This is a genomic window from Streptomyces albus subsp. albus, from assembly GCF_000719865.1.
In the GTDB taxonomy this organism is placed as follows: Bacteria; Actinomycetota; Actinomycetes; order Streptomycetales; family Streptomycetaceae; genus Streptomyces; species Streptomyces albus_E.
In genome coordinates this window covers 26,141-52,685 of record NZ_JOID01000016.1, presented here as the reverse complement: position 1 = coordinate 52,685, position 26,545 = coordinate 26,141, and the positions used below count along the sequence as shown (strand labels likewise).

22 protein-coding genes are annotated in these 26,545 nt (G+C 73.9%); 11 read left to right on the top strand and 11 right to left on the bottom strand.

Annotated elements, in window-relative coordinates:
* The first annotated feature begins 130 nt into the window (after positions 1-130).
* The 3 genes from IF83_RS0117560 (at position 131) to IF83_RS0117550 (ending at position 4,643) form a co-directional block, all read left to right on the top strand.
* The gene (locus tag IF83_RS0117560) at positions 131-1,393 is read left to right on the top strand and encodes a glycosyltransferase (RefSeq protein ID WP_030545152.1); all 1,263 of its coding nucleotides are present in this window, start codon (positions 131-133) and stop codon (positions 1,391-1,393) included.
* The gene (locus IF83_RS0117555) at positions 1,393-3,180 is read left to right on the top strand and encodes a lipopolysaccharide biosynthesis protein (protein WP_051722872.1); all 1,788 of its coding nucleotides are present in this window, start codon (positions 1,393-1,395) and stop codon (positions 3,178-3,180) included. Before IF83_RS0117560 ends, IF83_RS0117555 begins: the two co-directional genes overlap by 1 nt.
* Positions 3,181-3,374: 194 nt before the next feature.
* Positions 3,375-4,643, top strand: coding sequence for an MATE family efflux transporter (locus IF83_RS0117550; protein WP_030545150.1), 1,269 nt, complete (start codon positions 3,375-3,377; stop codon positions 4,641-4,643).
* Between the two features lie 178 nt (positions 4,644-4,821).
* Here IF83_RS0117550 and IF83_RS0117545 read toward each other — a convergent pair whose 3' ends face one another.
* Entirely contained in the window at positions 4,822-6,435 is a 1,614-nt protein-coding gene (locus IF83_RS0117545) for a hypothetical protein (protein ID WP_347877108.1), read from the bottom strand.
* A 178-nt stretch (positions 6,436-6,613) separates the two neighbouring features.
* Here IF83_RS0117545 and IF83_RS0117540 point away from each other — a divergent pair, with 178 nt between their 5' ends.
* Positions 6,614-7,771 (top strand): glycosyltransferase, encoded by a 1,158-nt coding sequence (locus IF83_RS0117540; protein ID WP_030545148.1) that lies wholly within the window; start codon positions 6,614-6,616, stop codon positions 7,769-7,771.
* A 60-nt stretch (positions 7,772-7,831) separates the two neighbouring features.
* Here IF83_RS0117540 and IF83_RS0117535 read toward each other — a convergent pair whose 3' ends face one another.
* The 4 genes from IF83_RS0117535 to gmd form a co-directional block, all read right to left on the bottom strand.
* Positions 7,832-8,668, bottom strand: a complete 837-nt coding sequence (locus IF83_RS0117535; protein ID WP_030545147.1) for a glycosyltransferase family 2 protein — start codon at positions 8,666-8,668, stop codon at positions 7,832-7,834.
* Positions 8,665-9,447: a hypothetical protein gene (locus tag IF83_RS0117530; protein ID WP_030545146.1), complete on the bottom strand. Its 783-nt coding sequence runs from the start codon at positions 9,445-9,447 to the stop codon at positions 8,665-8,667. The genes IF83_RS0117535 and IF83_RS0117530 overlap by 4 nt, the downstream gene beginning before the upstream one ends.
* Positions 9,444-12,179, bottom strand: coding sequence for a LamG-like jellyroll fold domain-containing protein (locus tag IF83_RS0117525; protein ID WP_030545145.1), 2,736 nt, complete (start codon positions 12,177-12,179; stop codon positions 9,444-9,446). The genes IF83_RS0117530 and IF83_RS0117525 overlap by 4 nt, the downstream gene beginning before the upstream one ends.
* 226 nt (positions 12,180-12,405) lie before the next feature.
* Complete coding sequence (gmd, locus tag IF83_RS0117520; protein WP_030545144.1) at positions 12,406-13,404, bottom strand: GDP-mannose 4,6-dehydratase; 999 nt, start codon at positions 13,402-13,404, stop codon at positions 12,406-12,408.
* Between the two features lie 208 nt (positions 13,405-13,612).
* On the opposite strand from gmd, the gene IF83_RS0117515 reads away from it, so the two are divergent.
* On the top strand, positions 13,613-14,563 hold the full coding sequence (locus IF83_RS0117515) for a GDP-L-fucose synthase family protein (RefSeq protein ID WP_030545143.1): 951 nt from the start codon (positions 13,613-13,615) through the stop codon (positions 14,561-14,563).
* A gap of 88 nt (positions 14,564-14,651) precedes the next feature.
* On the opposite strand, the gene IF83_RS0117510 is transcribed toward IF83_RS0117515, so the two are convergent.
* From IF83_RS0117510 to map, 3 genes are all read right to left on the bottom strand, one after another.
* Positions 14,652-16,133, bottom strand: coding sequence for a sugar transferase (locus IF83_RS0117510; RefSeq protein ID WP_051722871.1), 1,482 nt, complete (start codon positions 16,131-16,133; stop codon positions 14,652-14,654).
* A gap of 240 nt (positions 16,134-16,373) precedes the next feature.
* Positions 16,374-17,054, bottom strand: coding sequence for a biliverdin-producing heme oxygenase (locus IF83_RS0117505; protein WP_030545141.1), 681 nt, complete (start codon positions 17,052-17,054; stop codon positions 16,374-16,376).
* A 409-nt stretch (positions 17,055-17,463) separates the two neighbouring features.
* Entirely contained in the window at positions 17,464-18,321 is an 858-nt protein-coding gene (gene map / locus IF83_RS0117500; RefSeq protein ID WP_030545140.1) for a type I methionyl aminopeptidase, read from the bottom strand.
* Between the two features lie 101 nt (positions 18,322-18,422).
* Between map and IF83_RS0117495 the strand changes: the two genes are divergently transcribed.
* Positions 18,423-18,668 carry a hypothetical protein gene (locus IF83_RS0117495; protein WP_030545139.1) on the top strand — a complete coding sequence of 82 codons (246 nt, stop codon included), beginning with the start codon at positions 18,423-18,425 and terminating at the stop codon, positions 18,666-18,668.
* A gap of 107 nt (positions 18,669-18,775) precedes the next feature.
* On the opposite strand, the gene IF83_RS0117490 is transcribed toward IF83_RS0117495, so the two are convergent.
* Positions 18,776-19,417, bottom strand: a complete 642-nt coding sequence (locus IF83_RS0117490; RefSeq protein WP_030545138.1) for a hypothetical protein — start codon at positions 19,415-19,417, stop codon at positions 18,776-18,778.
* A gap of 189 nt (positions 19,418-19,606) precedes the next feature.
* On the opposite strand from IF83_RS0117490, the gene npdG reads away from it, so the two are divergent.
* From npdG to IF83_RS0117475, 3 genes are all read left to right on the top strand, one after another.
* Positions 19,607-20,311: an NADPH-dependent F420 reductase gene (gene npdG, locus IF83_RS0117485; protein ID WP_030545137.1), complete on the top strand. Its 705-nt coding sequence runs from the start codon at positions 19,607-19,609 to the stop codon at positions 20,309-20,311.
* Between the two features lie 132 nt (positions 20,312-20,443).
* Complete coding sequence (locus IF83_RS0117480) at positions 20,444-20,635, top strand: hypothetical protein (protein WP_030545136.1); 192 nt, start codon at positions 20,444-20,446, stop codon at positions 20,633-20,635.
* 119 nt (positions 20,636-20,754) lie between these two features.
* Complete coding sequence (locus IF83_RS0117475; RefSeq protein ID WP_051722870.1) at positions 20,755-21,045, top strand: hypothetical protein; 291 nt, start codon at positions 20,755-20,757, stop codon at positions 21,043-21,045.
* Here the strand turns inward: IF83_RS0117475 and IF83_RS0117470 are convergent.
* Positions 21,018-21,842 (bottom strand): site-2 protease family protein, encoded by an 825-nt coding sequence (locus IF83_RS0117470; RefSeq protein WP_037680350.1) that lies wholly within the window; start codon positions 21,840-21,842, stop codon positions 21,018-21,020. The two genes, IF83_RS0117475 and IF83_RS0117470, sit on opposite strands and share 28 nt — an antisense overlap.
* Positions 21,843-21,960: 118 nt before the next feature.
* On the opposite strand from IF83_RS0117470, the gene IF83_RS0117465 reads away from it, so the two are divergent.
* Positions 21,961-23,715, top strand: a complete 1,755-nt coding sequence (locus IF83_RS0117465; protein WP_030545133.1) for an NAD+ synthase — start codon at positions 21,961-21,963, stop codon at positions 23,713-23,715.
* Positions 23,716-23,950: 235 nt separating this feature from the next.
* Here IF83_RS0117465 and IF83_RS0117460 read toward each other — a convergent pair whose 3' ends face one another.
* Positions 23,951-24,970, bottom strand: coding sequence for an endonuclease/exonuclease/phosphatase family protein (locus IF83_RS0117460; protein ID WP_030545132.1), 1,020 nt, complete (start codon positions 24,968-24,970; stop codon positions 23,951-23,953).
* A gap of 330 nt (positions 24,971-25,300) precedes the next feature.
* Between IF83_RS0117460 and panB the strand changes: the two genes are divergently transcribed.
* Positions 25,301-26,179 carry a 3-methyl-2-oxobutanoate hydroxymethyltransferase gene (gene panB, locus IF83_RS0117455; protein ID WP_030545131.1) on the top strand — a complete coding sequence of 293 codons (879 nt, stop codon included), beginning with the start codon at positions 25,301-25,303 and terminating at the stop codon, positions 26,177-26,179.
* The last annotated feature ends 366 nt before the right edge of the window (positions 26,180-26,545 follow it).

Here is a 26,545-nt window from a genome sequence, read left to right as displayed (position 1 = left end):
TGTCGACGATAGCCGGATGCGGGGCGCTCCACGGTCGATTGCGAAAGGCCAACTAACAGAGAAGAAAGCCATGTTGCAGTAATGAACGGCTAGGGTTGCTGCCATTCGACTCCGGGGGGAGGAGCGTGCCATGCCGGAGACCGGTACGGCCGCGGCGGGACGGGTTCTGCTCGTCTCCACCAACTACGCGCCAGAGCAGGCCGGAATAGGGCCGTACGCCACGCAGATCGCCGAACACTGGGCCGCCGGCGGGCGGATCGAGACCCATGTCCTCGCGGGCATCCCGCACTACCCCGCCTGGCGGGCCGATCCGGCCTACCGCGGCGTGTGGCGCCGCGAGGAGACGCGTGCCGGCGTCCGGGTCCACCGCCGCCGGCACACCGTGCCGCCCCGTCAGACCGCCGTGCGCCGGGCCCTGTACGAGGCGTCCATCCTCGCCGGAGGACTGCTCGCCCCGCCCCGGATGGGCCGGCCCGACGCCGTGATCGCCCAGCTGCCGAGCCTCGCCGGCGGCGTCCTCGGCGCCCGGATCGCCCGCCGGCACGGCGTCCCGTACGTCCCCGTGGTCCAGGACCTCATGGGCGCCGCCGCCGCGCAGAGCGGCATCCGCGGCGGTGACCGCGCCGCCGCCGCGGCCGCCGCGGTCGAGCGCCGTGTGCTGCGCCGGGCGACCCTGGTCGGCGTCATCCACGAGACGTTCACCGACAAGGTGGCCGCCATGGGGGTGGACCCGGGCCGTATCCGGCTGGTCCCCAACTGGTCGCACGTCGCCCGCCCTTCGCGGCCCCGGGCCGAGACCCGCGCCCGCCTCGGCTGGAGCGCGGAGCGCACCGTCGTGCTGCACTCCGGCAACATGGGCCTCAAGCAGGGGCTGGAGGTGCTCGTCGGCGCCGCCCGCGCCGAACCGGGCGTCGACATCGTCCTCATGGGCGACGGCAACCAGCGCGAACGGCTCCAGGACCTGGGCCGGGGGCTGCCGAACCTGCGCTTCCTCCCGCCGGCCGAGGAGGCCGAGTTCCCCGACGTCCTCGCCGCGGCCGACGTCCTGGCCGTCACCCAGCGCGCCTCCGTCCTGGACATGAGCATCCCGTCCAAGCTCACCTCCTACTTCGCCGCCGGCCGGCCCGTGATCGCCTCCGTCGCGGAGGAGGGCGGCACCGCCGGGGAGGTACGGCGCTCCGGGGCGGGCGTCCTCGTCCCCCCGGAGGATCCGGAGGCGCTGCTGGACGCGGTCCGGAAACTGGCAGCCGACCCCGCCGCGGCCGACGCGCTCGGCGCCCGCGGCCCCGCCTACGTCGACGCCCACCTCAGCCGCGAGGCGGGGCTGGCCCGGATCACCGGGCTCCTCGACGAGGCACTGGAAACCCACCCGAGCCCGAGGGGACCCCGCTGATGACGGTGGTACAGCACGGCGCCCAGCAGGGGTCCGACGAGCCGGACCTGCTGCGCGACCAGTTCCGCCAGCTGCTGCGCTACCGCGCGCTGATCGTGGCCGGTGTCGTCCTCGGCCTGCTCGGCGGGGCCTGGACCGCCCTCGCCGGCGGCCCCGCCTACACGGCCACCAGCGAGGTGACCGTGCGCTCGGCCAGCTTCGACCCCTTCTCGCCCGGCGGCGGCAGCCCCGAGAAGGAGGTCAGCATGGGCTCCGAGCGGCAGACGGCGCTCAGCAACGCCGTCGCCGCCCGCGCCGCGAAGGAACTCGGCGACCCCGACCGCGTCGACCGGCTGCAGGACGGCCTCCAGGTCACCAACCCGCCCAACACCCTCGTCCTGCGCTTCTCCTACACCGACGGCTCCCCGCGCACCGCCGCGACGGCCGCCAACGCCCTCACCCAGGCCTATCTGGACAACCGGCGCGACCAGACCCGGTCCGTGATCGACAACATGATCAAGGGCTACGAGGAGCAGCTCGAACCGCTGAAGAAGCAGCGCGACAAGCTCGCCGAACAGATCGACGGGCTCGGCGACGGCCGGGCCCTGGACACGACGCTCTCCGTGCAGTCCGGCGTCATCGGCCGGATCTCCGAGCTCAACAGCAGCATCACCAAGCTGAAGGCGGTGGACACCACCCCCGGCTTCGTGGTCCGCACCGCCACCCCGCCGGCCGGCCCCTCCGGGCCGGGGCTGCCACTGCTCCTCGGTCTCGGCGGGGCCGTCGGCATCGGCATCGGCCTGGTCGCCGCCTGGGTGCGGCTGGTCTTCGACCCCACCGCCCGTTCCCAGAGCGACGTGGTCCGTGCCCTGCGCGCGCCCGTGCTGGGCACGCTGCCCCGGCCGCGGCGGAAGCAGCCCCGCCGGCTGCTGGCCCAGGGCCGGGTCGCCGAGGAGTACCGCTCGATCGCCTTCCGCCTCGCCTACGACCAGGACTTCGCCGAACGGCGGCGGCTGCTCGTCGTCGCCCCGCGCGGCCCCATCGACACCGCCGCCGAGGCCTCCGTCAACCTCGCCGCCTCGTTCGTGGAGATGGGCCGGGACGTCCTCCTCGTCGAGGCCGATCTGCGCACCCCCGGCCTCGCCCACAAGCTGCGCTCGGCCGAGGGCATACGGCCCGGCTGGGCCCGCACCCCGTCCCGCGGCGACAACGGCTGGCCCACCGGCCTGCAAATACCCATCGACGCCGGGGAGTCGGGCGCCTTCGACCTGGTGCCCGGCGGCAAGGTGCGCAACGTCGCCCGCGCGCTCACCTCCGGGCCCGCCACCCGGCTGTTCGCCGAGGCGGACTCCCCCGGAACCGTGGTCGTCGTCCTCGCGCCCGCCGTGCTCTCGTACGCCGACGCGATCGCGCTCGCCGACCGCGTCGACGGGGTGCTCGTGGTCTGCGACCCGCGCGAGGTGCGGCGCGACGACCTCGCCCGGGTCCGCGAACTCGTCGGCGGCGCGGGCGGCAAGGTCCTCGGGGCGCTGCTGCACTCCGAGGACTCCGCCCGGCGCGGCCGCCTGCCGGCCCTCCGCCGCCGCGGGCGCGACGCGGCGCGGTCCCGCCCGGCCGCGGACGCCGGCGACCCGGGCGCCGCGCACGACACGGCACCGGAGCCCGCACCGGGGACCGGAGCCGGGGGCGGGCCCGCGTCGGGCGGCCCGGAACGCCGGGTCTCCTGGCCGGCCGCCGGGGAGGCTTCCGGCGGCACGGGCGAGGAGGACGACCGCACCGCGGACCCGGCCCGCCCCGCCCGCCGGTGACGCACGGCCCGTCGGACGGCACCCCGGACCCGGACGCCGGGACCCGGCCCGCCGGCGCGGCAGCCGAAGAACCCGGGGCCGAGGAGCCCGTGCGGCGCCGGGCCGCGGAGCCTGCGGCCGGCAAGCCCGGGGCCGGGCCGCACGGACCGGGGGAACCCGGGGCACGGGACGGTGGCGGTACCGGGGCCGGGGGGTTGCGGACGCGGGCCGCCGTGGTCTGTTCCGTCGCCGACCAGGGCGTCTCCGCGCTCACCAATATCGTCGTGCTCATCGTGGCCGCCCGGCTCTCCACCGCCGCCGGCTTCTCGGTCTTCTCCATCGTCTACACCGTCTTCACCGTCCTGCTCGGCCTCTGCGTCTCCTACGTCGGCCAGGCCCTCGTGCTGGAGCGCGGGGAGCCGGCCGCCGTCCGCTCCGCCTGCCGCTCCGCGGTCGTCTTCACCGCCGCGGCCTCCGCCGTGACCGGCGCCGCCATGGCCGCCGTGCTCGCGTTCGTGCCCGGGGAGACGGCGCGCGGACTCGCCGTCCTCGGGCTCGTCCTGCCGGTCGTCCTCACCCAGGACGCCGTCCGCTACTGCTGCTCCACCCTCCGGCTGCCGCATCTGGCGCTCGCCGCCGACCTGCTGCGGCTCGCCGCCGTCGCCCCCGCCCTCGCGCTTCAGCCGCAGGGCAGCGGGCCGAGCCGGCTCATCGCGGTCTGGGGCCTGTCCGCCCTCCCCGCCCTCCTGCTCGGCGCCGCGCTGCTGTGGCCGCGGCTGCGCGGTGTCCCGGGCGACCCGCGCCGCTTTCTGCGCCGGGGCCATCTGGGGCGGCGCTTCGTGCTGGAGTTCGCCGTCGGCAACGCGTCGAGCCAGCTCGCGATCGTCGGGCTCGGCCTCTTCGCCAACCAGCTCGCCGTCGGCGCGCTCCGCGGCGCCGTGGCCCTCTTCGGCCCGATGAACGTCCTCTTCAACGCGGCGACCTCGTTCGGCCCGCCGCTGCTGAACCGCGTCTCCGGCACCGGCCGCCGCATCCGCGCCACGGCCGTCCTGGCCCTAGTCCTCGCGGGCACCGCCGCCCTCTGGGCCAGTGTCCTCAGCCTGCTGCCCGGCCGGGTGGGACGCGAACTCCTCGGCGCCACCTGGGAGTCCGCCTCCGCCCTGCTCCCCGCCACCGGGGCGCAGTACACGGCCATCGCGCTGGGCACCTGCGCCCTGCTGACCCTGCGCGTGCTCAGCCCCCGGAGCACCCTGCCGATCCAGGTGGTCTTCTCGCTGCTCGCGGTGGCCCTCCTCCTCGGCGGCTACGTCCTCGGCGGCGTCCTCGGCGCGGCCTGGGGTCTCTGCCTCGGCTCTGCCCTCAAGGCGGCGGCGGCCTGGACCCGCACGCTTCTCCTCGGGCGCGGGGCGGCGCGGGGAACCGGCGCGGCCCGGCCTCCCGGCGCCCCGGCGGAGGCGGGGACGCCCGGGGCCGGCGGCCGCTAGTCAAGCGGCCGGCAGGCACCGTCCGCCCGCCGGGAAGCGGCGCCAGGTGTGGCGCGTGGGGGCACCCACGGCTCGGAGAGCTTGGGGCAGCCGCCGCGACGGGGCGCGTGCTGCCCGCACCGGCCGATCGGCTCACGGGCGGGTGTCCGTGCGCGGCGGGCGCCCCCGGCCCCACCCGTTACCGCAGCAGCCTCCGGGCGTCCGAACGGAACGTCGTCACCAGGGCCAGGCAGAACAGCGCGATCCCGATGCGCCCGGCCGCCTGCAGCAGCGGTCCGCGGAGCAGGATGAAGGAGTAGCCGGCGATCAGCGGGATCACGGCCGCGGTGATGTTGCCCGGCCGTTCGTCCTCCACCGTGCGCAGGGTGTACCGGCGGTCGCCGCGGGCGCAGAGATAGCCGAGCCCCAGGAAACCGGCCACCATGCCGCCGGAGCCGAAGTCGAGCCACAGCTCGGCCCAGAGCGGTGAGGAGAGATTGGTGTTGGTCATGCCCATCCACTGGCCGACCCGCACCCCCGAGTCCAGGGGCTTGCCGTCCCAGACCGAGCGGGGCACGAAGAAGAACGTGGTCCCGGCCAGCTGCCGCCCGTAGGAGTGGCCCGCCCCCGACTCGACGAAGGTGATGGTGTTGGCGAACATGCCGATCTGGTCGTAGTCCTTGAGCGTCAGGGGCTCCACGAAGGAGGTGGACTCCACGGCCTTGCGGCCCTCCTCGTCGTACCGGAAGCGGTCCATGAAGGGGAACAGCAGCAGCGCCGCGATCACCCCGAGGGCCAGCGAGGCCCGGTACATCACCGGGCTCTTCGGGAAGGCGGTGAAGAGGATCGCGAAGGCGACGGTGAGGAACCAGTACCGCGGGTTGGAGATCGGGTTGTTGACGACGATGTTGACGACCACCAGCCCCGCCAGGAGCAGCAGGACCATCGGGCTGCGCCGCGGCACCTTGGACGTGACCATCCAGCGCAGCACGAAGAGCAGCGCCAGCAGCGCCGGTACGGTGCCGAAGCCGCGCAGGAAGGCCGAGCCCACGTTGCCGTCCCCGCCGCCCGCCCCGCTGGCCCCGATGGACTCGCTAATCTCCTGGCGGCTCTCGAAGAAGACGGCGGGACCGCCGAGCTGGGCGATGAACAGCCCGCTGCCCGCGTAGGCGAGCAGGATCAGCAGATAGAGCCGCCGGCGGCCCACCGAGGCCGCGGGCGGCGTCCAGCGGATGCGGAGCGCCGGGCGGTGCCGGGCCAGCAGCACGCCCACGTCGAACGCGACGCAGCCCAGCAGCACCAGCGCGATGGCGAGCACCGTGTCCGAGCGGGGGCCGACCACCGGGGTGGGCGTGCGGCCGAGTACGGCCTGCGCGAGCGGGGCCACCCCCATGGCGATGTAGCAGAACAGCCAGAAGGAGCCCTGGATCAGCCGGCGCCGGGCCGTCAGCACCATCGCGGCGAGCCGGGCACCGGCGTAGCAGGTCAGCACCAGCTGCAGCCAGTACGCCGCGTCGCGCACCCCCTCGCCGTACTGGGCGGAGACCACGGCGGGCAGGCCGCCGACCAGCCCGAGGATCAGCGGGACGGACAGCGCCCGGGAGAGCACGGCGCGCGGCGCGGACTCGGCGGCGGGCGGGGTCACGGGCACGGGCGGGACGGGCGCGGGCAGGCCGCCGGGCGCGGTCGGGCCCCCGGAACCGTCCCCGCGACCGCCCCCCGGACCGCCGCGTGGGCCGTCCCCCGGTGCGGCTTCCCCCGGCCCGGCCCGTCCCGCGGCGCCGGCCGGTCCCGTCGGCAGATCGACTGCCATGTCCCCCCAGATGCAAGCGAGTTCGCCCCCGGAGCGGCACGGCAGCCGCCCCCGCCCCGCAGTCTAGGAGCGTCCCCGCACACCGTCCGCCACTTCGTTCGATAAGCCTGCGGGCGGCCGCGCGCCGCCGATACGCTGACGGCACGATGCCGGGGGGCATCGGGGGGAGGAAGACTTCGTGAAGGTTCTGCACGCGGTCACGCTGCACACACCGACCAACGACTTCGGCGGTCCCACCCGCGTCGCGCTGAACCTCTCGCGAGGGCTGCGGCGGCGCGGCGTGGACGCCCGGATCACCGCGCTCGGCGACCGCTTCGACGGCCCGCTGCCCGACTCCGTCGAGGGGGTGCCCACCTGGCTGTACCAGGCCCGGCACGTGCTGCCGGCCTTCGAGGTCAGCGGCATCACCTCACCGGCGATGCTCGCCCGCGCGCACCGCATGGTGAAGGGCGCCGATGTCGTCCACGTCCATCTGATGCGGGATCTGGTGACGCTGCCCATCGCGCTGACCGCGCTGCGCTGCGGCGTCCCGCTGGTCCTGCAGACGCACGGCATGATCGACCCGACCGAGAAGCGCGTGGCCCAGCTCGTCGATGTCCTCGGGCTGCGCAAGGTGCTGCGCGAGGCCGACGCCGTGCTGCATCTGACGGAGATGGAGCGGGAGGACGTGGCCGAGGTCATCGCCCCCGACCCGCTGCGGTTCACCCACCGGCTGGTGAACGGCGTCCAGCCGCAGGAGCCCCGCCCCGCCACCACCGGGGACAGGCCGCCGACCGTGCTGTACCTGGCCCGCGTCCAGGCCCGCAAGCGGCCGGAGGACTTCATCTCCGCGATGCCCGTGGTCCTCGCCAAGTACCCCGGGGCGCGCTTCGTGCTCGCCGGGCCCGACACCGGTCCGCTCGCCGACGAGATGCTGGCCCTGGCGGCCCGCCTCGGAGTGGCCGACTCGGTGGAGTACGTGGGCCCGCTCGGCCACACCGAGGTGCTGGAGCAACTGCGCCGCTCCGACGTCTACGTCCTGCCGTCCGTGGTCGAGCCCTTCGCCGTCTCCATCCTGGAGGCCATGTCCGTGGGGCTCCCCGTGGTCGTCACGAAGACCGGCGGGCTGTCGCCGGACGTGGAGGCGGCGGGCGCCGGGCGGGTCGTGGACAGCCGTCCCGACGCCGACAACGGGCCGCTGGTCGGCCAGGCGATCCTCGAACTGCTGGACCCGGCCGCCAACGCCGAGGCGTCCGGGGCCGCACACCGCCTGATCCGCGACAAGTTCTCCATCGACGCGGTCGTCGAGGACCTGCACGGGGTGTACGAGAAGGTCATCGCCCGGCACGGGCGCTGACCCCGGCCCCTCGCGTCCCCTCCGGCCGGCCCGGAGGGAACGCGAGGGGGAGCCGGGTGGTCAGCCGATGCGCCCGGTCCGCCGTCCCTCCCGGGTCTTGAGCCCGATCTGCCACCGGTAGAAGCTCATGGCCAGGGCGTAGTCCAGACCGGCCCGCCCGTCGAGGAAGCCGAGCTTGTAGAAGTAGGCGTAGCCGAAGGACACCAGCGGCTTGAACGGCGCCTTGTGGAAGAGCTGCCCCTGCCGGGTCTTGGCCAGCCGGATCTCCTCCCGCACCTCCGGGTGGAGCTCCAGCCAGGCCTCCCAGTCCGAGTACCGGTTGTGCCGGTCGAACCAGGTGCGCACCGGGTCCAGGTCCTCGTGCTCGATGGGGGAGCGCAGCCGCCGCACCGACTCGGCGATCGGCTGGTAGTGGCCCTCCTGCTCGCCCATGCCCGGCGCGTCGAGATCGCCGAGCACGGGGAAGTAGCAGCGGCCCCGGTCCATCAGGGCCCGCTTGACGATGGTGTAGCCGTGCCGCAGCCGCTGCCCCGCGAACCAGTAGCCCAGCGGTATGTCGAAGGCCGCCTCCTCCACCGGCCCGGAGAAGACCTGCCGCAGCTCCGCCAGCAGCGCCGGGCTCGGCGTCTCGTCACCGTCCAGGAAGAGCATCCACGGGATCTCCGGGCGGACGTGGTCCAGACACCACTGCTTCTTCTTGGGGTACTTGCCGTCCCACTCGTACGGCACGATCTCCGCGCCGAGTTCCGAGGCGATCTTGCGGGTGTCGTCGGTGCTGTCCGAGTCGACGACGACCACCGCCTCGAAGTGGCCCATGACGGAACCGACCGCCGCGGCGATGTTCTCCGCCTCGTTCTTGGTCGGGATCGCCACGACGATGGGGAGTTTGGCGCTCACCCTGTGCCTCCTGAGTTCAGCCAGCTGTGGCAGCCCGTGGAACCGAAGCCGCGGGCCGACGCCGGGATGGTGATCTCGATGTCCCCGCCCTGGGACCGGCCGGAGCCGGAGTCCAGCTTCTTGCCGCCGGCTCCGGTGATCCGCCAGACGCACTCCTCGCCGCCGCCATCCCCGCCCCGTCCGGCGTCCGCGGCGGACGGGCCCGGCCCGGGGGAGCGGTAGCGGCCGGGGACGATGACGCGCCCCGCCTTCCGCCGCTCGCCGACCGCGAACTCGCCGTCGGGGAAGCCTTGGTCGGCGGCCTCGACCAGCGGCATCCGCCGCGGGCAGAGGTGGGTGACGGCATCGCGGGCGCCCCGGATCTCACCGAGGATGAGCGCGCTGACCGCCATGTCCTCGTTCCGCCGCTCCAGGAACGCCAGCCGGTCGCAGGCCTCCTGACCGCCCTCCAGGACGGCCGCCGGGTCCTGCCCCTCGGGCACCCGCCCGATGAGGTACTTCTTCTCCTTCTTGCCGAACGACCCGGTGGCGGGAGTGAGGTCCGCCTCCGGCTCCTTGGGGCCGGGCGGGACACCGCCCGCGTCCGGGCCCCGGTCGTCCTCCGCCGGGGCCGAGGGGGCGGCGGCCGCGCCGGACCGCTCCTTCCCCGCCCGGCCGTCCTTGCCGTCCCGGCCGTCCCCGGAGCCGCTGCCGCCGTCCCCGCCGCAGCCCGCGAGCAGCACGGCGGCGGCCGTCACCAGCGTGACGGCCGCGCCGCGGCGGGCACCGTGGCGCTTCACGGTGCCCCGAAGGTCAGCAGCAGGGTGGGGTCGCCGGCCGTCCCCGGGGCCTCCCGGGAGGAGAGCCACAGGCTGTCGGTGCCGTCCCCGGTCAGCGCGACGTCCATGTCCTGGCCGAGCCGGGAGGCCAGTGCGGCCGTGTCCAGCAGGGTGGAGTAGGTGCCCTGCGAGGCGGTGGCCCCGGTCAGTGTGCCCAGCACCGTCGAGGAGAGCTCGGGCTTGCCGGTGTAGGTGGTGCCGGTCTCCGTCCACGCGCCGGTGACGGGGACGATCCGCGTGGCGTCCCCCGAGCCGGCGAAGGAGTCCGAGGTGAGCTGCACCCGCAGCGCGGCGCTCTTGAGCACCTGGCCCGCCGGCGCCTCCGGCAGCGGGAAGCGCAGATACGCCTCGTACGCCGTGGAGCCGCGCACCGCGAGCTGCCCGGTGGTGCCGTAATTGGTGCCCGCCGCCTGCTGGTTGACGTAGGTGTCGGCCGACGGCTGCACCGCCGTCACGGTGTCCGAGGGCGCGGTGCCCAGCTCGTGGTGGTCCTCGACCTGCGCGGAGCTCAGCACACTCGGGTAGACGGCGGACTCGTCGAGCTGCCCGGCGAAGTAGTCGCTGCTCGGGCGGCTCGGCCAGCCGCGCAGGTTGTCGCCCCCGAAGCGCCAGTAGCCCTCGAAGTCCCGGCTGCTGACGACCAGCAGATTGCTGGCCCGCAGCTGTCCGTCCACGTAGAGGCGCATGCCGTTGCTGCCCTGGGTGGCGACGACGTGGTGCCATTCGCCGTCGTTGTACGAGCCGGGGGTCGTGATGGTCCGCGTCCAGCCGCTGGTGACGCCGAAGGTCAGCCGACCGGAGTCGGTCATGTAGACGTGCTTGTCGTGCCGCGAGCTGTTCTGCAGGATCCGGTCGCCGAACCCGGCGAGCATGCCGCCGGCCGTGGTGTCCGTCCTGAACCAGGTCTCGATGGAGTACGCCGCCGGCCGGGGCCGCCGCTTGTCGCTGTAGGTGTACGAGTCGATGCCGTCGTGGCCGACGGCCGTGCCGGTGCCGGGGACGGCCCCCGGGTTGACGGCGCGGGCCGGGCCGCCGCGGTGGATGCCGGCGCTCTGCGCGGCGTCGGAGGAGTCGGCGGCGAACGTGCCGGACGGCTCGTCGTAGCGCCAGTACAGCTCGGCGCCGTCGGTCCGCACCTTCTCCGCGTACGCCTCGGCGGTCAGGGCCGGGGTGGCCGACCGCGGCGGGGACTGGGCGCTGGTGTTGGTGCCGTCGCTCGCGCTGACCCGGTAGGTGTAGGTGGAGCCCGGGACGACGTCGGTGTCGGTGAAGGTCAGCTGCGGCTGCGACCACGGCTTGGAGGAGGCGCTGACGGTGTGCACCGGCGTGGACGAGCCGTTGCGGTAGACCCGGTAGGTCAGTTCGCTGTCGTCGAGGTCGACGCTCGGCTGCCAGCGCACCGTGACCGAGCCCGGCGCCGTGCTCGACGCCTCGGTCTGCGGCACCGGCGGCGCGCCCGTGTCGGGGCTGTCGGCGAAGCGGGTCAGACCCTGCTGGCCGTCGCCGTTGACGGTGGTGAACTCGCCGCCGACCCAGAGGTAGTCCCGGCCGCCGGCCGAGGAGAGGGCCATGGTGCGCGGCCCGATCATCTCGCCGAGGCCGTCGTTGGTGTCCGGGAACCAGCCGAGCAGCTCCGGGTCGTTCACCGACTGGGCCAGCAGGTGGTAGCGCTCCTGGTTGGGGAAGGCGCCCATGCTGCTGCAGTCGTGCGCGTGTGAGCCGCTGTAGAGGACGTCCCCGTGGGTCTGGACGGACTGGGTCGCGCCCAGGCAGGTGTCCCGCCAGCGCTGGTCCAGGGTGACGGGATCGTAGGCGACGCGTCCGTCGAAGACGCCGCCGCCGTTGCCCTCGCTGGCCGAGTAGACGCCCGAGGCGTCGGCGAAGATGTCCTTCACCACGGAGGTCTGCGGAAAGAAGCCGAGCGGGTAGCTCTTCTCGACCGCGCCGGTGGCGGCGTCCACGGCCGCCAGCGCGTGCGAGTCCTCGTCGTTGACGGTGAAGAAGTCGCCGCCGAGCATGACGGTCCCACCGTCCGGGGTGACCTCGACGGCCCGGCCGGGCTCGTCCGCGTCGGCCCGCCAGGGCAGGACGTCCCCGCCGGTGGAGACGGCGGCGAAGCGGCTCCGCGACTGGCCGCCGACGGTCTGGAAGTCCCCGCCGAGGTAGACGGCGCCGTCCGTGGCGGCCAGGGCCCGGACGGTGGCGTTGACCGAGGGCTTGAAGTCGGTCCGGGGGGTGCAGGTGTCGATGTCGATCGCGGCCAGGCTGCTGACCGGGACGCCGTTGACCGCGCCGAAGAAGCCACCCGCGTAGAGCGTCTCCTCGTCCGGTGACACGGCCAGCGCCCGGACGGTCGCGCTGCCGGAGCCGACCGTGAAGGACAGCTCGCAGTCCGTCGGCGCGCCGGTCGCGGCGTCGAGGGCGGTGAAGTTCACCGCCGACCGCTGCTGGCTGCTGCCGGCGGGCGTGCCGGGCGGTCTGACGGTCGAGAACGTACCGCCGGCGAAGACCACCCCGCCCGCCTCGGCCATCGCCCAGACGATGCCGTTCGTCTGCCACGTCGGCAGCTCGTCGGCGGTGATGCCGACGGGCGGGGTGAGGGCGGCCGCCGGCGCCGCCGCCACCGTTCCCAGTCCCGTCAGTGATGCGGCCGCCAAAGACAAGGCAGCCGTGTAGACCCCCACTGTGCGCATGTGCCCCCCCCGGGCTGTGCATTCCGTGCATTCCCCGACGCGGCCCAGCGGCCGCCTTAGCTGGCGAGAGTAAGCCGTTGGCGTCGCACCGGTCACCACTTCGGTTGAACTCATTGCCGTTTGTTGGCCGTTGCACATCCCGGGGCGCGCCACGGCCGGGCCGGCGCCGGGCCGGGGAAGCCCGACGGCCGGACTCCGGCCCGCGCCCGGCCGGCGGCCCGTCATGTCAGCGGTCGATCCGCACGGCGGTGCCGGAGAGCTCCGACTCCAGCTGGGTCCGGTCGGCGTCCACCATGATCCCGGCGAGTTCCGGCCACATCACCCGCGGCTTCCACCCCAGCAGCGACTCGGCCTTGGAGGCGTCCCCGATGAGCGCGTCGACCTCGCTCGGCCGTTCGTACTTGGGGTCGAAGCGGACGTGCTCGGACCAGTCCAGCCCGGCGGCGGCGAACGCCGTCTCCGTGAACTCCCGCACGCTGCCGGCCTGCCCGGTCGCCACCACGTAGTCGTCCGGCTCGTCGCGCTGGAGCATCCGCCACATCGCCTCGACGTACTCCGGGGCGTAGCCCCAGTCCCGCACCGCGTCGAGATTGCCGAGGTAGAGCCGGTCCTGCAGGCCAGCCTTGATCCGGGCGACCGCGCGGGTGATCTTGCGGGTCACGAAGGTCTCGCCCCGGCGCGGCGACTCGTGGTTGAAGAGGATGCCGTTGACCGCGTAGAGGCCGTACGCCTCGCGGTAGTTGACGGTCGCCCAGTAGCCGAAGACCTTGGCGCAGCCGTACGGGCTGCGCGGGTGGAACGGCGTCCGCTCGTTCTGCGGCGGCGGGGCGGAGCCGAACATCTCCGAGGAGGAGGCCTGGTAGATCCGCGTGTCGATGCCGCTGGCGCGGATGGCCTCCAGCAGCCGCAGGGAGCCCATGCCCGTCACGTCGCCGGTGTAGAGCGGGGCGTCGAAGGAGACCCGCACGTGCGACTGCGCGCCCAGGTTGTAGACCTCGTCCGGCCGCAGATCGCGGAGCAGGTTGACGAGCGCCACCCCGTCCGACAGGTCCGCGTGGTGCAGGACGAGGGTGCGGCCCGGCTCCTGCGGGCCCTGGTAGATGTGGTCCAGACGCTCGGTGTTGAAGGACGAGGACCGGCGGATCAGGCCGTGGACGGTGTAGCCCTTCGACAGCAGCAGTTCGGCCAGATACGAGCCGTCCTGCCCGGTGACGCCGGTGATCAGCGCGGTTCTGCCCCCGCGCCGCGATGTGCCGGTGCCCGTGCCGGTGCCGGTGTCGTTCTCGTTCTCGCTCAACGGTCTTCTCCCCCTCGGGACGGGGCCGTACGGCGGTACGGCCCCTCTGGTCGGCGCGGGGCCCGGTGCCCGTGTGCCGTGCGCGGTTTCCTGGTTTGGTGTGCTACGCGCCGAATGCCCTGGCAGAATCCGGGACATGACCCAGACGCATGAGCTGCTGCCGGCGACGGCCCGGATATTCGTGGCGGGCCACCGCGGCCTGGTCGGATCGGCGGTGGCGCGCCGCCTCACCGCCGACGGCCACGAGGTCGTCACCCGCGACCGGGACCGACTCGATCTGCGCGACGCCGCGCGCACCGAACGCTTTCTGCGCGACATCCGGCCGGACGCCGTGGTGCTGGCCGCCGCCAAGGTCGGCGGCATCATGGCCAACAGCACCTATCCGGTGCAGTTCCTGGAGGACAACCTCCGCATCCAGCTCAGCGTCATCGCGGGCGCCCACGCGGCGGGCACCGGCCGGCTGCTCTTCCTCGGCTCCTCCTGCATCTATCCGAAGCTCGCCCCCCAGCCGATCCGGGAGGACGCCCTGCTCACCGGCCCGCTGGAGCCGACCAACGAGCCGTACGCCCTCGCCAAGATCGCCGGGATCACCCAGATCCGGTCCTACCGGCGGCAGTACGGGGCCTCCTACATCTCCGCCATGCCGACCAACCTCTACGGCCCCGGCGACAACTTCGACCTGGAGACCTCGCACGTCCTGCCCGCCCTGATCCGCCGCTTCCACGAGGCGAAGGAGACCGGCGCTCCCGAGGTCACCCTCTGGGGCACCGGCACCCCGCGCCGCGAGTTCCTGCACGTGGACGATCTCGCCGCCGCCTGCGCGGTGCTGCTGCGCTCCTACGACGGCGACGACCCCGTCAACGTCGGCTGCGGCGAGGACCTGACGATCCGAGAACTCGCCGAGACCGTCCGGGAGGTGACCGGCTACCCGGGCCGTATCGCCTTCGACGCCGGCAAGCCCGACGGCACCCCGCGCAAGCTCCTCGACATCTCCCGGATCTCCGCCCTCGGCTGGAAGCCGCGCATCCCGCTCCGCGACGGCATCGCGGCCGTCTACGCCGACTGGCGCGCCGGCGCCGCGGCCTGAGCCCCGGCGTCCCCGGCCCGTGCGATGCTCCCCGCCCGGCCGGCCCCTCACCCGCTGCTCACCTCGCGCACTCCCGGCACCCCTTCGCTCAGTACGCTCCGCGTCCGTCGACGACGGCGCGGAACGTACGGGCGAGCAGATCGAGATCGCCGCGGAGGGACCAGTTGTCGGCGTAGCGCAGATCCAGCGCCACGCTCTCGTCCCAGGACAGGTCGGACCGGCCGCTGATCTGCCAGAGGCCGGTGAGCCCCGGCTTGACCGCCAGCCGCCGCATCGCCACCTCGTCGTACTGCGCCACCTCGTCGGGCAGCGGCGGACGCGGGCCGACCAGCGACATCTCGCCGCGCAGCACGTTCACCAGCTGCGGCAGCTCGTCCAGCGAGCTGCGCCGCAGCCACCGGCCCACCCGGGTCACCCGGGGGTCGCGGCGCATCTTGAACAGCGGGCCGTCCTGCTCGTTGGCGGCGGACAGCTCCGCCCGCCGCTGCTCGGCGTCCGCGACCATGGTGCGGAACTTCCACATGGTGAACGGCTTGCCGTCCAGACCGGTCCGGGTCTGCCGGTGCAGCACCGGCCCCCGGGAGTCCAGCCGTATCACCAGGGCCAGCAGTCCGTACACCGGTGCGAGCAGCAGCAGGCCGAGCGCCGCGCCGGCGCGGTCCAGCGCCGCCTTGAGCGCCGTCTGCGGGCCCCGGCGGTGCGGCGGGGCGATGTGCAGCAGCGACAGCCCGGCGACCGTGCTGGTCCGCAGGCGCCGCGGCGCCACATCCGTCAGCCCCGGCGCCAGGGCCAGCGGCAGCCCCGCGTCCTGCAGTGCCCAGGACAGCCGGCGCAGCCGCTCCCCGCTGATCCGCGGGCCGGGCGCCACCAGCACGAGATCCGCGGCCAGTTGCTCGGCGGCGCCCAGGACCGGAACCCAGTCCTGCTCGCCCCGCGCGGGCGGCGCGGAGCCGATCCGGGCCGGCGCGGGCACCCCGGAGGTCAGCAGAGCGCCCCCGACCGGGACCACCCCGGTCACCACATAGGCGTGGTCGGTACGGGAGGCGAGCCGCTCCACCACCTCGTCGGCGGCGGCCGGTTCACCGATCACCAGCACCCGGTGCACCGACTGCGCGGAGCGGCGCTGCCGCGTCAGATGCCGGTGGGTTGCCCTGCCGCAGAGGGTGGCCAGCAGCGGGGCCGCGGAGAGCGCCGCCAGGGCCGTCATGGGATCGGAGGTCTCGCCGGCCGCGATGCGGACCACCGCCAGCAGGCCGAGCAGCGTCAGCCAGTCGTGGAGCGCGGGTATCACGCCGCGCGATTCGCCGAGGGCCTCGGAGCCATAGCGGTGGCGGGCGGCGCGGACCACGGTCCACAGAGCCGCCGCGACGAGAGCCGCCGGTACGGGATGCGGCTGCCCCGTACCGGCGAAGACGAGGGTCACGGGAAGCGCGGCCCCCAGGATGTCGGTGGCCAGCGCCGCGGGTAAGTACCACCGCGCCTTGCCGCTGCGCGGACGGTGCGGTGACCCCCCTTCGCGGACGCCGGAGGTTGGCGCCGATCTGGTCTTGGACACACCAATATGCCGCATGAACCCCCCTGGCAACGCGACCGTGACGGCGCGCGTACCCTTCCCCAAAGGCCACACGCCTGCGTACGACTGACCGTATGGCAAACGTCTGTACGTCCGCTGCCGTTTGAAGAACTTTGCTCGGGGATATCCCTGAAATTCACTTCTTGGCGTGAAGACCCACCCTGCGCTGCCGTCACAGCGCCGGAAATGATATAGGGGCGCGGAGGCCCGGCTTGAGTGCGCCCGCCGGCGCGGGGCTCACGCGCTGAGCGAGTCCTCCGCGCGCCGCGCGAAGTGGTCACCCAGCTCCCGGAAGAGCGCCGTGTTCAGGGTGAAGGCGAGCCGGCACTCGTCCACCACGCGCTCCTTCTCCGCGTCGTCCACGGGCAGGGCGTCCAGCAGTTCCCGGTACTCCCGCTTGAAGGCGGCCGGATTGCCGATCCCCTCGAAGACGTAGAACCGCACGCCGTCGCCCTTGCGCGCGAAACCCCAGGTCTTCTCCGCGGCGGAGCGGATGATCTGGCCGCCGCTGAGATCGCCGAGGTAGCGGGTGTAGTGGTGGGCCACATAGCCCGCGGGCCACTCCCGCGCGACCTCGGTGATCCGCGCGGCGTAGGCGGCGGTGGCGGGCAGGGGAACGGCGGCGGCGCGCCGGCCGGGGCCCCCGAGGTGGTCGAGGTCGCGTTCCAGCTCGGGTACCCGCCGCAGCTCCGTGCGGAGAAACGGTCCTGCGACCGGGTCGCCGGCGAGCGCGTCCGCCGGCTCCTCCAGGGCCCGGTAGACGAACCACAACTGCTCGGTGTAAAGGGCGTATGCCTCCACGCCCAGCCGGCCGGCGAGCATGTCACCGACGAAGGAGGAGTTCTCGGCCTCGGTGTGCTGCGCCTGCGAGGCGCTGCGGATCAGGGCCGAGAACGGGATGCTGCTGGGGGCGTCGATGGCGGGCCTCCGGGGACCGGTGCGGGCGGGTCGGTGCGCCGTGGCCCCTCCGCGCGGGTGCGGCGGAGGCGCGGGCGCCGGCTGGCGTCTGCTCGGGTCTGCTCCGGGCCCGCTTCCGCGCCGGCCCGGGGGCCGAGTCTACCGTTTCCCGACGGGCTGTCGGGAAATCCGCGGGTCCGCCCGCGGTCACTTCCGGCCGTCCTGCCGGCCGTTCCGCCGGTCGTCCCACTGTCCGATACGCGGCCCGCGCCGGCCCGCCGCAGACCGCCGCGGCCGCCGTAACCGCCGCAACTGCGCAAACGGAGCCACCGCCCGCCCGGCGCTCTCCGGGCGGGCGGTGAAGGCGGCGGTCGGTGGGCGGCGGCGCCGGTGGGCCGTGCCACGGCGGGCCCCGGGCCGGGGCACACGGTCAGGGCAGCGTCAGTATCTCCGCGCCGGACTCCGTCACCACGAGCGTGTGCTCGAACTGGGCTGTCCGCTTCCGGTCCTTGGTGACCACGGTCCAGCCGTCCTCCCACATGTCGTACTCGTGGGTGCCGAGCGTCAGCATCGGCTCGATGGTGAAGGTCATCCCCGGCCGCATCACCGTGGTCGCGTGCGGGCTGTCGTAGTGCGGGACGATCAAGCCGGAGTGGAACGAGCTGTTGATGCCGTGCCCGGTGAAGTCCCGGACCACGCCGTAGCCGAAGCGCTTGGCGTACGACTCGATGACCCGCCCGACGACGTTGATCTGCCGGCCCGGCCGCACCGCCTTGATCGCGCGGTTCAGCGCCTCCCGGGTCCGCTCGACCAGCAGCCGGGACTCCTCGTCCACGTCGCCGCAGAGGTAGGTGGCGTTGTTGTCGCCGTGCACGCCGCCGATGTAGGCCGTGACGTCGAGGTTGACGATGTCCCCGTCCCGCAGCACGGTCGAGTCGGGGATGCCGTGGCAGATGACCTCGTTGACGGACGCGCAGAGCGACTTGGGGTAGCCCCGGTAGCCGAGGGTCGAGGGGTAGGCGCCGTGGTCGCACATGTACTCGTGCGCCACGCGGTCCAGTTCGTCGGTGGTGACGCCCGGCGCGATGTGCTTCGCGGCCTCCTCCATCGCGCGGGCCGCGATGCGCCCGGCGATCCGCATGCGCTCGATCGTTTCGGCGTCCTGCACCTCGGAGCCCGTGTACGGGGTGGGGGCGTCCTTGCCCACGTACTCGGGGCGCGGAATGGAGGCGGGTACGGAGCGGCGGGGGGACAGCGTCCCGGGGACAAGCAGCGACTGGCCAGACATGCCGCGAGTGTATCCGCGGTCGCTCGGGCAACATGAGCGGCAGAGCGGCCCGACGGCCGCCGGCGGCGGCCGGGAGCCGCCGCGAGGAGAGGAGCCCTTCGATGGCGCTGTTCAGCAGGAACCGTCCGGCCGGCAAGGCGGGGGAGTGGTACTACTGCCTGAAGCACGGGAAGGTCGAGGAGGGGCCCGAGTGCCCGGCCAAGGACCGTATGGGCCCGTACGCGACCCGGCCCGAGGCCGAGCACGCGATGGAGACGGCGGCGGAGCGCAACGCCGAGTGGGAGACCGACCCCCGCTGGCACGACGGCGACGGGACGGCGAACGGCCCGGGCAGCGGCCGGGGCTGAGCCGGGGCTGAACCGGGGCCGAACCGGGGCCGAACCGGGGCCGGACGGTACGGACGGCGCGACGGGTGCGGACGCCGCGGTCGCGGCGCGGACGGCGCCCGGGCGGTCTACCAGCCGGCCGGCGGCGGAGTCATCAGCTCCTCGGCCAGCCGGGAGAGCCGGTCCCGGAAGCGGCGCCGGCCGCGCGGCCCGGGGAGGCCGTTCTCCCCGGCCGCCGCGCTCACCAGGTGCTGCGCGGTGTCGAGGCCGAGCACCGCGGCCGGCGCCGCCCCCGCCGCCCCCGCCGCCCCCGCCCCCGTCTCCGGGGCGGTCAGCGTCTCGTGCGCCAGGGACCGCAGGTCCCGGTCGCCGCCGTCGATGGCCAGGACGGTCGCCCCGGCGCGGCGGGCGCCGCGCACCCGTTCCAGCAGCTGTTCCCCCGGTGCGTCCGGCGTGACGACCAGCAGGGTCTCGCCCCGCCGCACCGCCTCCAGCCGGGCCGGCCCGACCGCCAGGTGCGCGGGCTCTCCCGGCCGCACCCGGTGCCGCACCAGCGTGGGGGAGAGCTGCGGCAGGCCGGACCAGGCGGCCTCGTCGTCGAGGTGGGCGGCCAGATGCCAGGGCTCGTACTCCGGGCTCCCCACCAGCAGCAGCCCGCCGCCGCGCGGATCGACACAGTGGCGCAGCGCCCCGGCGAACCGCCGGGTGGCGTCCAGCCAGGCGGTCCCGGCGAGCACTTCGCGGAGCAGGGCCACGCGTACGGCGTCCATGGCGCGCATCCTGTACCAGCCGCGCAGCCGTCCGCCCGCCGGACGGGCGGACTTCCCCCGAAATGGTGGCCCGGCCCGGCGCTTCCCACCGGCGCTTCCCGCGGGCGGTTTCCACGGGCGGTTCCCCGGACCCCGGAGAACGCTCCGGAGCTGCCGGAGCGCCGGGGCGGCTATGACAGGATCACTGTCATGACTTCCACCGACGCAGCGCAGAAGGCCCCCGCCAAGGACCCCTGGCAGCTCCCCGACGTGACCGGCCTGGTGGTCGGCGTCCTGGGCGGTACCGGTGACCAGGGCCGGGGTCTCGCCTACCGGCTGGCCCGGGCCGGACAGCGGGTCGTCATCGGCTCGCGGTCCGCCGAGCGGGCGGAGACCGCGGCCCGTGAGCTCGGCCACGGTGTCGAGGGCGCGGACAACGCCGAGTGCGCCCGGCGCAGTGACATCGTGATCGTCGCGGTGCCGTGGGACGGCCACGCCGCGACCCTGGAAGACCTCCGCGACGACCTCGCGGGCAAGCTCGTCGTGGACTGCGTCAACCCGCTCGGCTTCGACAAGAAGGGCGCCTACGCGATCCGGCCCGAGGAGGGCAGCGCGGCCGAGCAGGCGGCCGCTCTCCTCCCGGAGTCGCGGGTCACCGCGGCCTTCCACCACCTCTCGGCCGTCCTGCTGAAGGACCCGGCGATCGAGAAGATCGACACCGATGTGATGGTGCTCGGCGAGATGCGGGCCGACTGCGAGATCGTGCAGGCCCTGGCCGGACGCATCCCCGGCATGCGCGGCGTCTTCGCGGGCCGGCTGCGCAACGCCCACCAGGTGGAGTCGCTGGTCGCCAACCTGATCTCCGTGAACCGCCGGTACAAGGCCCACGCCGGTCTGCGGATCACCGACATCTGAGCGCCGGCGGCCGTCCCGTCCCGTGTTCCGGCCCGGCCGTCCGTGAGGGGGGTGGGGGAGAAGAGATCCGGAGCGGGCTGGGGGACAATGGCCGGGTACCGTCGCACCCGCCTCTCCGAGGAGCCGACCGCCATGCCCCGCCTCGCCCTCTTCTCGCTCGCCGTCTGCCTGCTCGCCACCGCCGCGGCGGTGGTCTCCTTCGTCGAGGGGAACTGGCTGGGCATCCTCTGGGTCATGATGGCGGGCGTCTCCTCGAACATGGCCTGGTTCCACTTCCGCAAGGCCAAGGCCCAGCGAGCGGCGACACACCACCCCGCCGCCTGACCCCCCGCGGTCCGGAAACGGCCTCACCTGCCGAAGGGATGGATCGCATGACCGAACGGAAGACGTACGAGGTCGTCACGAAGCGCTGAAAGCGCGGGTGGGATCTGCACATCGGCGGGGTGGGCGTCACCCAGTCCAGGACACTGCTCGACGCGGAAGGCATGGTCCGCGACTACGTGGCGACGCTCATCGGCGTCCCCGAGGACTCGTTCGACGTCGCGATCGCCCCCGAGATCGGGGCCGGAGCCGACGGAGAGATCCTCGACTTGCGGGAGGCCGACCGTGAGGCGGAGGCCGCCCGGGAGCGCGCCGCCGCTCTGCGCCGGAAGCGGCGTCGTGACGGCTGCGGCCCGGCGAGGCCGTCCCCCGGCTCACCGGCCGGCTACAGGAGGGGCGCGACGTCCTCATAGCGGAACCAGCCGCTGTCCGGTTCGCCCTGCCAGAAGCGGAACCACTCCAGGCCGAGCGCCGTCTCGAACTCGCTCACGCCGAGCGCGGCCAGCAGAGCGTCCACCCCGCCGAAGAAGACCCGGTTCACCTCCGGCACCCACAGCAGGGCGAACACCAGCAGCAGCCCGAACGGCGCGACCTGGTCCAGCTGCCGCCGGGCTCCCCGCGACAGCCAGGGCTCGATGACGCCGTAGCCGTCCAGGCCCGGTACCGGCAGGAAGTTGAGGGTGGCGGCCGTCACCTGGAGCAGCGCCAGGAAGGCCAGGGCGCAGCGGAAGGCGAGCGGTACGCCGCTCAGCGCGTCCAGCCAGAACGGGGCGGTCAGCACCACCGCGAAGAGCGCGTTGGTGAGCGGCCCGGCCGCCGAGATCAGGCTGTGCCGCAACCGCCCCGGGATCCGGCCCCGCTCGATGAAGACCGCGCCGCCCGGCAGGCCGATCCCGCCCGCGATCACGAAGAGCACCGGCAGCACGATGCTCAGCAGGGCATGGCTGTACTTCAGCGGGTTGAGCGTGAGATAGCCCTTGGCGCCGACGGAGATGTCGCCGCTGTGCAGGGCCGTCCGGGCATGGGCGTACTCGTGCAGGGAGAGCGAGACGATCCAGCCCGAGAGGACGAAGAGGAACACGAGGAGGCCGGCGCTCACCGGAAGCTCCCCCTGAACCCACATCGCCCAGCCCGAGGCGGCCATGACGGCGGCCAGTGCGAGGAAGACGGGACTGACCCGGTTGTGGCGCGGGACTGCCGGGGTGCTCATGGGCCGACCGTACTGGAGCGGCCCGGGCCGGGTAGACGGCGGCCGGGAGGGGTGGGGAGAGCGCCCCTCCGCCCCGTATCGCGTCAGAGAGACGATTACCGTGACTAGACTGGCGGCCGTGCCCCAACTTCGCCTCGCACTGAATCAGATCGACTCGACCGTCGGCGACCTCGCCGCGAACGCCGAGTCGATCCTCAACTGGACCCGGCACTCCGTCGAGCAGGGCGCCCACCTCGTGGCGTTCCCGGAGATGGCGCTGACCGGCTACCCCGTCGAGGACCTGGCGCTGCGCCGCTCGTTCGTCGAGGCCAGCCGCGCCGCCCTCGCCTCGCTCGCCGCCCGGCTGCGCGACGAGGGGCTCGGCGAGGTGCCCGTCGTCGTCGGCTACCTCGACCGCTCCGAGCACGCGCAGCCACGCTACGGGCAGCCCGCCGGCGCCCCGCGGAACGCCGCCGCCGTGCTGCACCGCGGCGAGATCGTGCTGACCTACGCCAAGCACCACCTTCCCAACTACGGCGTCTTCGACGAGTTCCGCTACTTCGTGCCCGGCGAGACCCTGCCCGTCATCCGTGTGCACGGCATCGACGTGGCCCTCGCCATCTGCGAGGACCTCTGGCAGGACGGCGGCCGGGTCCCCGCCACCCGCGCCGTCGGCGCCGGTCTGCTGCTCTCGATCAACGCCTCCCCGTACGAGCGGGAGAAGGACGACACCCGGCTGGAGCTGGTCCGCAAGCGCGCCCAGGAGGCCGGCTGCACCACCGCCTATCTGGCGATGATCGGCGGCCAGGACGACCTGGTGTTCGACGGCGACTCGATCGTGGTGGACGCCCGCGGCGAAGTGATCGTCCGCGCCCCGCAGTTCTCCGAGGGCTGTGTGCTCGTCGACCTCGACCTGCCCGCCGCCGGCGAGATCCCCTCCGGCACCGCCGGGGACGGGCTGCGGGTGGAGCACGTGGTCATCAGCGAGGACCCGCTGCCGCCCTACGAGGCCGAGCTGACCGCCGGCTACGCCGACCGCCTCGACGACGACGAGGAGGTCTACTCGGCCCTCGTCGTCGGCCTGCGCGCCTACGTCGCCAAGAACGGCTTCCGCAGCGTCATCCTCGGGCTCTCCGGCGGCATCGACTCCGCGCTCGTCGCGGCCATCGCCTGCGACGCCCTCGGCGCCGCCAACGTCCACGCCGTGTCGATGCCGTCCCGCTACTCCTCCGAGCACTCCAAGGGCGACGCGGCCGATCTGGCGGAGCGCACGGGGCTCAACTTCCGCACCGTCCCGATCGGCCCGATGTTCGACGCCTACATGGAGTCGCTGGGGCTCACCGGCCTCGCCGAGGAGAACCTCCAGGCCCGGCTGCGCGGCACCCTGCTGATGGCGCTCTCCAACCAGGAGGGCCACCTCGTCCTGGCGCCCGGCAACAAGTCCGAGCTGGCCTGCGGCTACTCCACCCTCTACGGCGACTCCGTCGGCGCCTACGGCCCGATCAAGGACGTCTACAAGACCGGGATCTTCCGCCTCGCGCGCTGGCGCAACCGGGCCGCCGAGGCGCGCGGCCAGACCCCGCCGATCCCGGAGCACACGATCAGCAAGCCGCCGAGCGCCGAGCTGCGCCCCGGCCAGGTGGACACCGACTCCCTCCCGGACTACGACGTCCTCGACCGGATCCTGGAGCTCTACGTCGACCGGGACAAGGGCCGCGAGGAGATCGTCGCCGCGGGCTTCGACGCGGAGCTGGTCGCCCGGGTGCTGCGGATGGTGGACACGGCGGAGTACAAGCGGCGCCAGTACCCGCCGGGCACGAAGATCTCCGCGAAGGGCTTCGGCAAGGACCGGCGGCTGCCGATCACGAACCGCTGGCGCGAGGAGACGGGCTGAGCCGGGCGGGCCCTCCCCGGGCCTGCGCCCGGGTTCGGATTCCCGTCCCCGCCCCGCCGACTACCCGGCCCGCCCCGCCCCCGGCAAGGACCCGGACGGACCCGTACCGCGCCGGGTCCCACCGTGGCCCGGCGGGACCCGGCGGGACCCGGCCCCGTATCACCGCCGCACAGTGGCCCCGCACCCGGTGCCCGGGTGCGGGGCCACTGTCGTCCGCGCGGCGCGGCCGCCCCGGTCAGAAGTCCACGGAGGCCGCGACCGGCAGATGGTCGCTGCCCGTCCTCGGCAGCGACCAGGACGCGACCGGCTCCACCCCGCGCACCATGATCTGGTCGATCCGCGCCATGGGGAACGACGCGGGCCAGCTGAACCCGAAGCCGTCGCCCGCCGCGCCCTGCGTCGACCGCATCTGCGAGGTGACCGGCGACAGCGCGCGGTCGTTCATCGTGCCGTTCAGATCGCCCAGCAGGACCACCCGGTCCTGCGGCTCGTCCCGGATGGCCACGCCCAGGGCCTCTGCGCTGCCGTCCCGCTGCCCGGCGGTGAACCCCGCGTCCAGCTTCACCCGTACCGACGGCAGATGCGCCACGTAGACGGCGATGGGACCGCCCGGCGCGCTGACGGTGCCGCGCATCGCCCGGGTCCAGCCCATGTCGATGTCGACACCGCGGACGCTCGTCAGCGGGTACTTGCTCCAGAGGCCGACCGTGCCCTTCACCGCGTGGTGCGGATACTCCGCGGCCAGTCCCTTCTCGTACGCCGGGACCGCCCCCTGCTTCAGCTCCTGCAGCGCCACCACGTCGGCGCCCGAGCCGGCGATCGCCCGCGAGGTGCCCGCCGGATCGGCGTTGTCGGCGTTGACGTTGTGCGTGACCACCGTCAGTCCGCCGCCGGTGCCCGCTTTGCCGGTGACGAGGCCGCCGAAGAGGTTGAGCCAGACGGTCAGCGGCAGCAGCAGCGCGATCAGCGCCGTCGCCGAGCGCCGCAGCAGCCCCAGGGCGAGCAGCACCGGCAGGGCCAGCCCCAGCCAGGGCAGGAAGGTCTCCAGCAGGCTGCCCAGGTTGCCGACGCGGTTGGGTACCTCGGAGTGGAAGGCCATCACCAGCGCCACCAGGACGGAGCAGAGCGCCAGCAGGATTCCGCGCCGCCAGGTGCCCGGACCGAACCGCGCGGCGGTCAGACGCCGGAACCGGGAACCGGTCCGGTCCGGGTCCGGGCCGCCGGGTCCCGACTCCGTCATGTACGCCTGCGCCATGTGCTGCCCTTCGTGCCTCGTTCGCGCTGGTCCCGCCGTACGCACCCTAGGGGATCAGCGTGTACTGCCCGCCGTGCGCGGCGGCCTTCCGCTACGGGGACGTCCGGGGCGGCGCGCGGGGTTCCGGACCGTACCGGTGCCCCCGCCGCTGTGACGGAAACAGGACATCCGGCGCCGATCGCCCCCGCCCGCCGCGGGTTTTCCCGGCGATCCGGCCCCGCGGCGCGAGGTGTGGGGCACGCCACTTTCCGGATCGCCCGGCCGGTGCCACCATGGGAGGTGATCCGGGGACGCCGTCAGGGCGCCTCGAGACGACAAGGAGCCGAAGCCATGACGCACGTTTCGCCTGCGCCTGCCCCGAAGCAGCCCGCGGCCGACAGCGGGAAGACGCTGTACGGCGGCACGGGAAACCGGCGTATCACCGTCCGCGACATCGCCGCCGCCAAGCAGCGCGGTGAGAAGTGGCCCATGCTCACCGCCTACGACGCCATGACCGCCTCCGTGTTCGACGAGTCCGGCATCCCCGTCATGCTCGTCGGCGACTCGATGGGCAACTGCCACCTCGGCTACGAGTCCACGGTGCCGGTGACCATGGACGAGATCACCCTGCTGTCCGCCGCCGTCGTACGCGGCACCAAGCGGGCGCTGATCGTCGGCGACCTGCCGTTCGGCTCCTACCAGGAGGGTCCCGTCCAGGCGCTGCGCAGCGCGACCCGGCTGGTCAAGGAGGCCGGCGTGGGCGCGGTGAAGCTGGAGGGCGGCGAGCGCTCGGCCGACCAGATCGAACTGCTGGTCCAGTCCGGCATCCCCGTCATGGCGCACATCGGCCTCACCCCGCAGTCCGTCAACGCCTACGGCGGCTACCCGGTCCAGGGCCGCGGCGAGGAGGCGGCGCAGCAGCTCCTGCGCGACGCCAAGGCGGTGCAGAACGCGGGCGCCTTCGCGGTCGTCCTCGAACTGGTGCCGGCCGAGCTCGCCGCCGAGGTCACCCGCTCCCTGCACATCCCGACCGTCGGCATCGGGGCGGGCCCCGACTGCGACGCGCAGGTGCTGGTGTGGACGGACATGGCCGGCATGACGTCCGGCCGGGTGCCGCGCTTCGTCAAGCAGTACGCGCAACTGCGCGAGGCGCTGGGCGGCGCGGCCAGGGCGTTCGCCGAGGACGTCGTCGGCGGCGCGTACCCGGCGGCGGAGCACAGCTTCCACTGATCCCCGGTCCCGGTCCCGGTCCGCCGGGACCGGCCCGCTGTGCCGTCCGTCCCGGCACCCCCTGAACCACTGTGAGGCCGACAGCCCGCCGACTTCCCCCATCGGCGGGCTGTCGGTGTGTGCCGGGGGTGCGGGGCGTGCCGGGGGCGTCCTCACAGCACCGTGCGCGGGGGCGGTGAGCCCGCGAAACGCCTTGGTAATCCCCGGTTGCGATACTGGTGTTCGAGCCGTCGCGCGGGAGACTCGTGGAACGGTGTCCGACCTGCGAGGATGGCTCGTGTGACGCCTCCATCCGGCAGGGGGACGGCCCTTCCGCCCCGCTCCGCGGAGCCGTACGCCGGCCGGGTCCCGACCGCTGCCCGAGGG

Excerpts from the sequence above, each read along its gene's own strand:
- IF83_RS0117525 (WP_030545145.1), bottom strand. The coding sequence starts at position 12,179 with ATGCGCACAGTGGGGGTCTACACGGCTGCCTTGTCTTTGGCGGCCGCA.
- panB (WP_030545131.1), top strand. The coding sequence starts at position 25,301 with ATGACGCACGTTTCGCCTGCGCCTGCCCCGAAGCAGCCCGCGGCCGAC.
- IF83_RS0117545 (WP_347877108.1), bottom strand. The coding sequence starts at position 6,435 with ATGGCAGTCGATCTGCCGACGGGACCGGCCGGCGCCGCGGGACGGGCC.
- IF83_RS0117490 (WP_030545138.1), bottom strand. The coding sequence starts at position 19,417 with ATGGACGCCGTACGCGTGGCCCTGCTCCGCGAAGTGCTCGCCGGGACC.
- npdG (WP_030545137.1), top strand. The coding sequence starts at position 19,607 with ATGACTTCCACCGACGCAGCGCAGAAGGCCCCCGCCAAGGACCCCTGG.
- IF83_RS0117480 (WP_030545136.1), top strand. The coding sequence starts at position 20,444 with ATGCCCCGCCTCGCCCTCTTCTCGCTCGCCGTCTGCCTGCTCGCCACC.
- IF83_RS0117470 (WP_037680350.1), bottom strand. The coding sequence starts at position 21,842 with ATGAGCACCCCGGCAGTCCCGCGCCACAACCGGGTCAGTCCCGTCTTC.
- IF83_RS0117495 (WP_030545139.1), top strand. The coding sequence starts at position 18,423 with ATGGCGCTGTTCAGCAGGAACCGTCCGGCCGGCAAGGCGGGGGAGTGG.
- IF83_RS0117515 (WP_030545143.1), top strand. The coding sequence starts at position 13,613 with ATGACCCAGACGCATGAGCTGCTGCCGGCGACGGCCCGGATATTCGTG.
- IF83_RS0117560 (WP_030545152.1), top strand. The coding sequence starts at position 131 with ATGCCGGAGACCGGTACGGCCGCGGCGGGACGGGTTCTGCTCGTCTCC.
- IF83_RS0117460 (WP_030545132.1), bottom strand. The coding sequence starts at position 24,970 with ATGGCGCAGGCGTACATGACGGAGTCGGGACCCGGCGGCCCGGACCCG.
- map (WP_030545140.1), bottom strand. The coding sequence starts at position 18,321 with ATGTCTGGCCAGTCGCTGCTTGTCCCCGGGACGCTGTCCCCCCGCCGC.
- IF83_RS0117555 (WP_051722872.1), top strand. The coding sequence starts at position 1,393 with ATGACGGTGGTACAGCACGGCGCCCAGCAGGGGTCCGACGAGCCGGAC.
- IF83_RS0117510 (WP_051722871.1), bottom strand. The coding sequence starts at position 16,133 with ATGCGGCATATTGGTGTGTCCAAGACCAGATCGGCGCCAACCTCCGGC.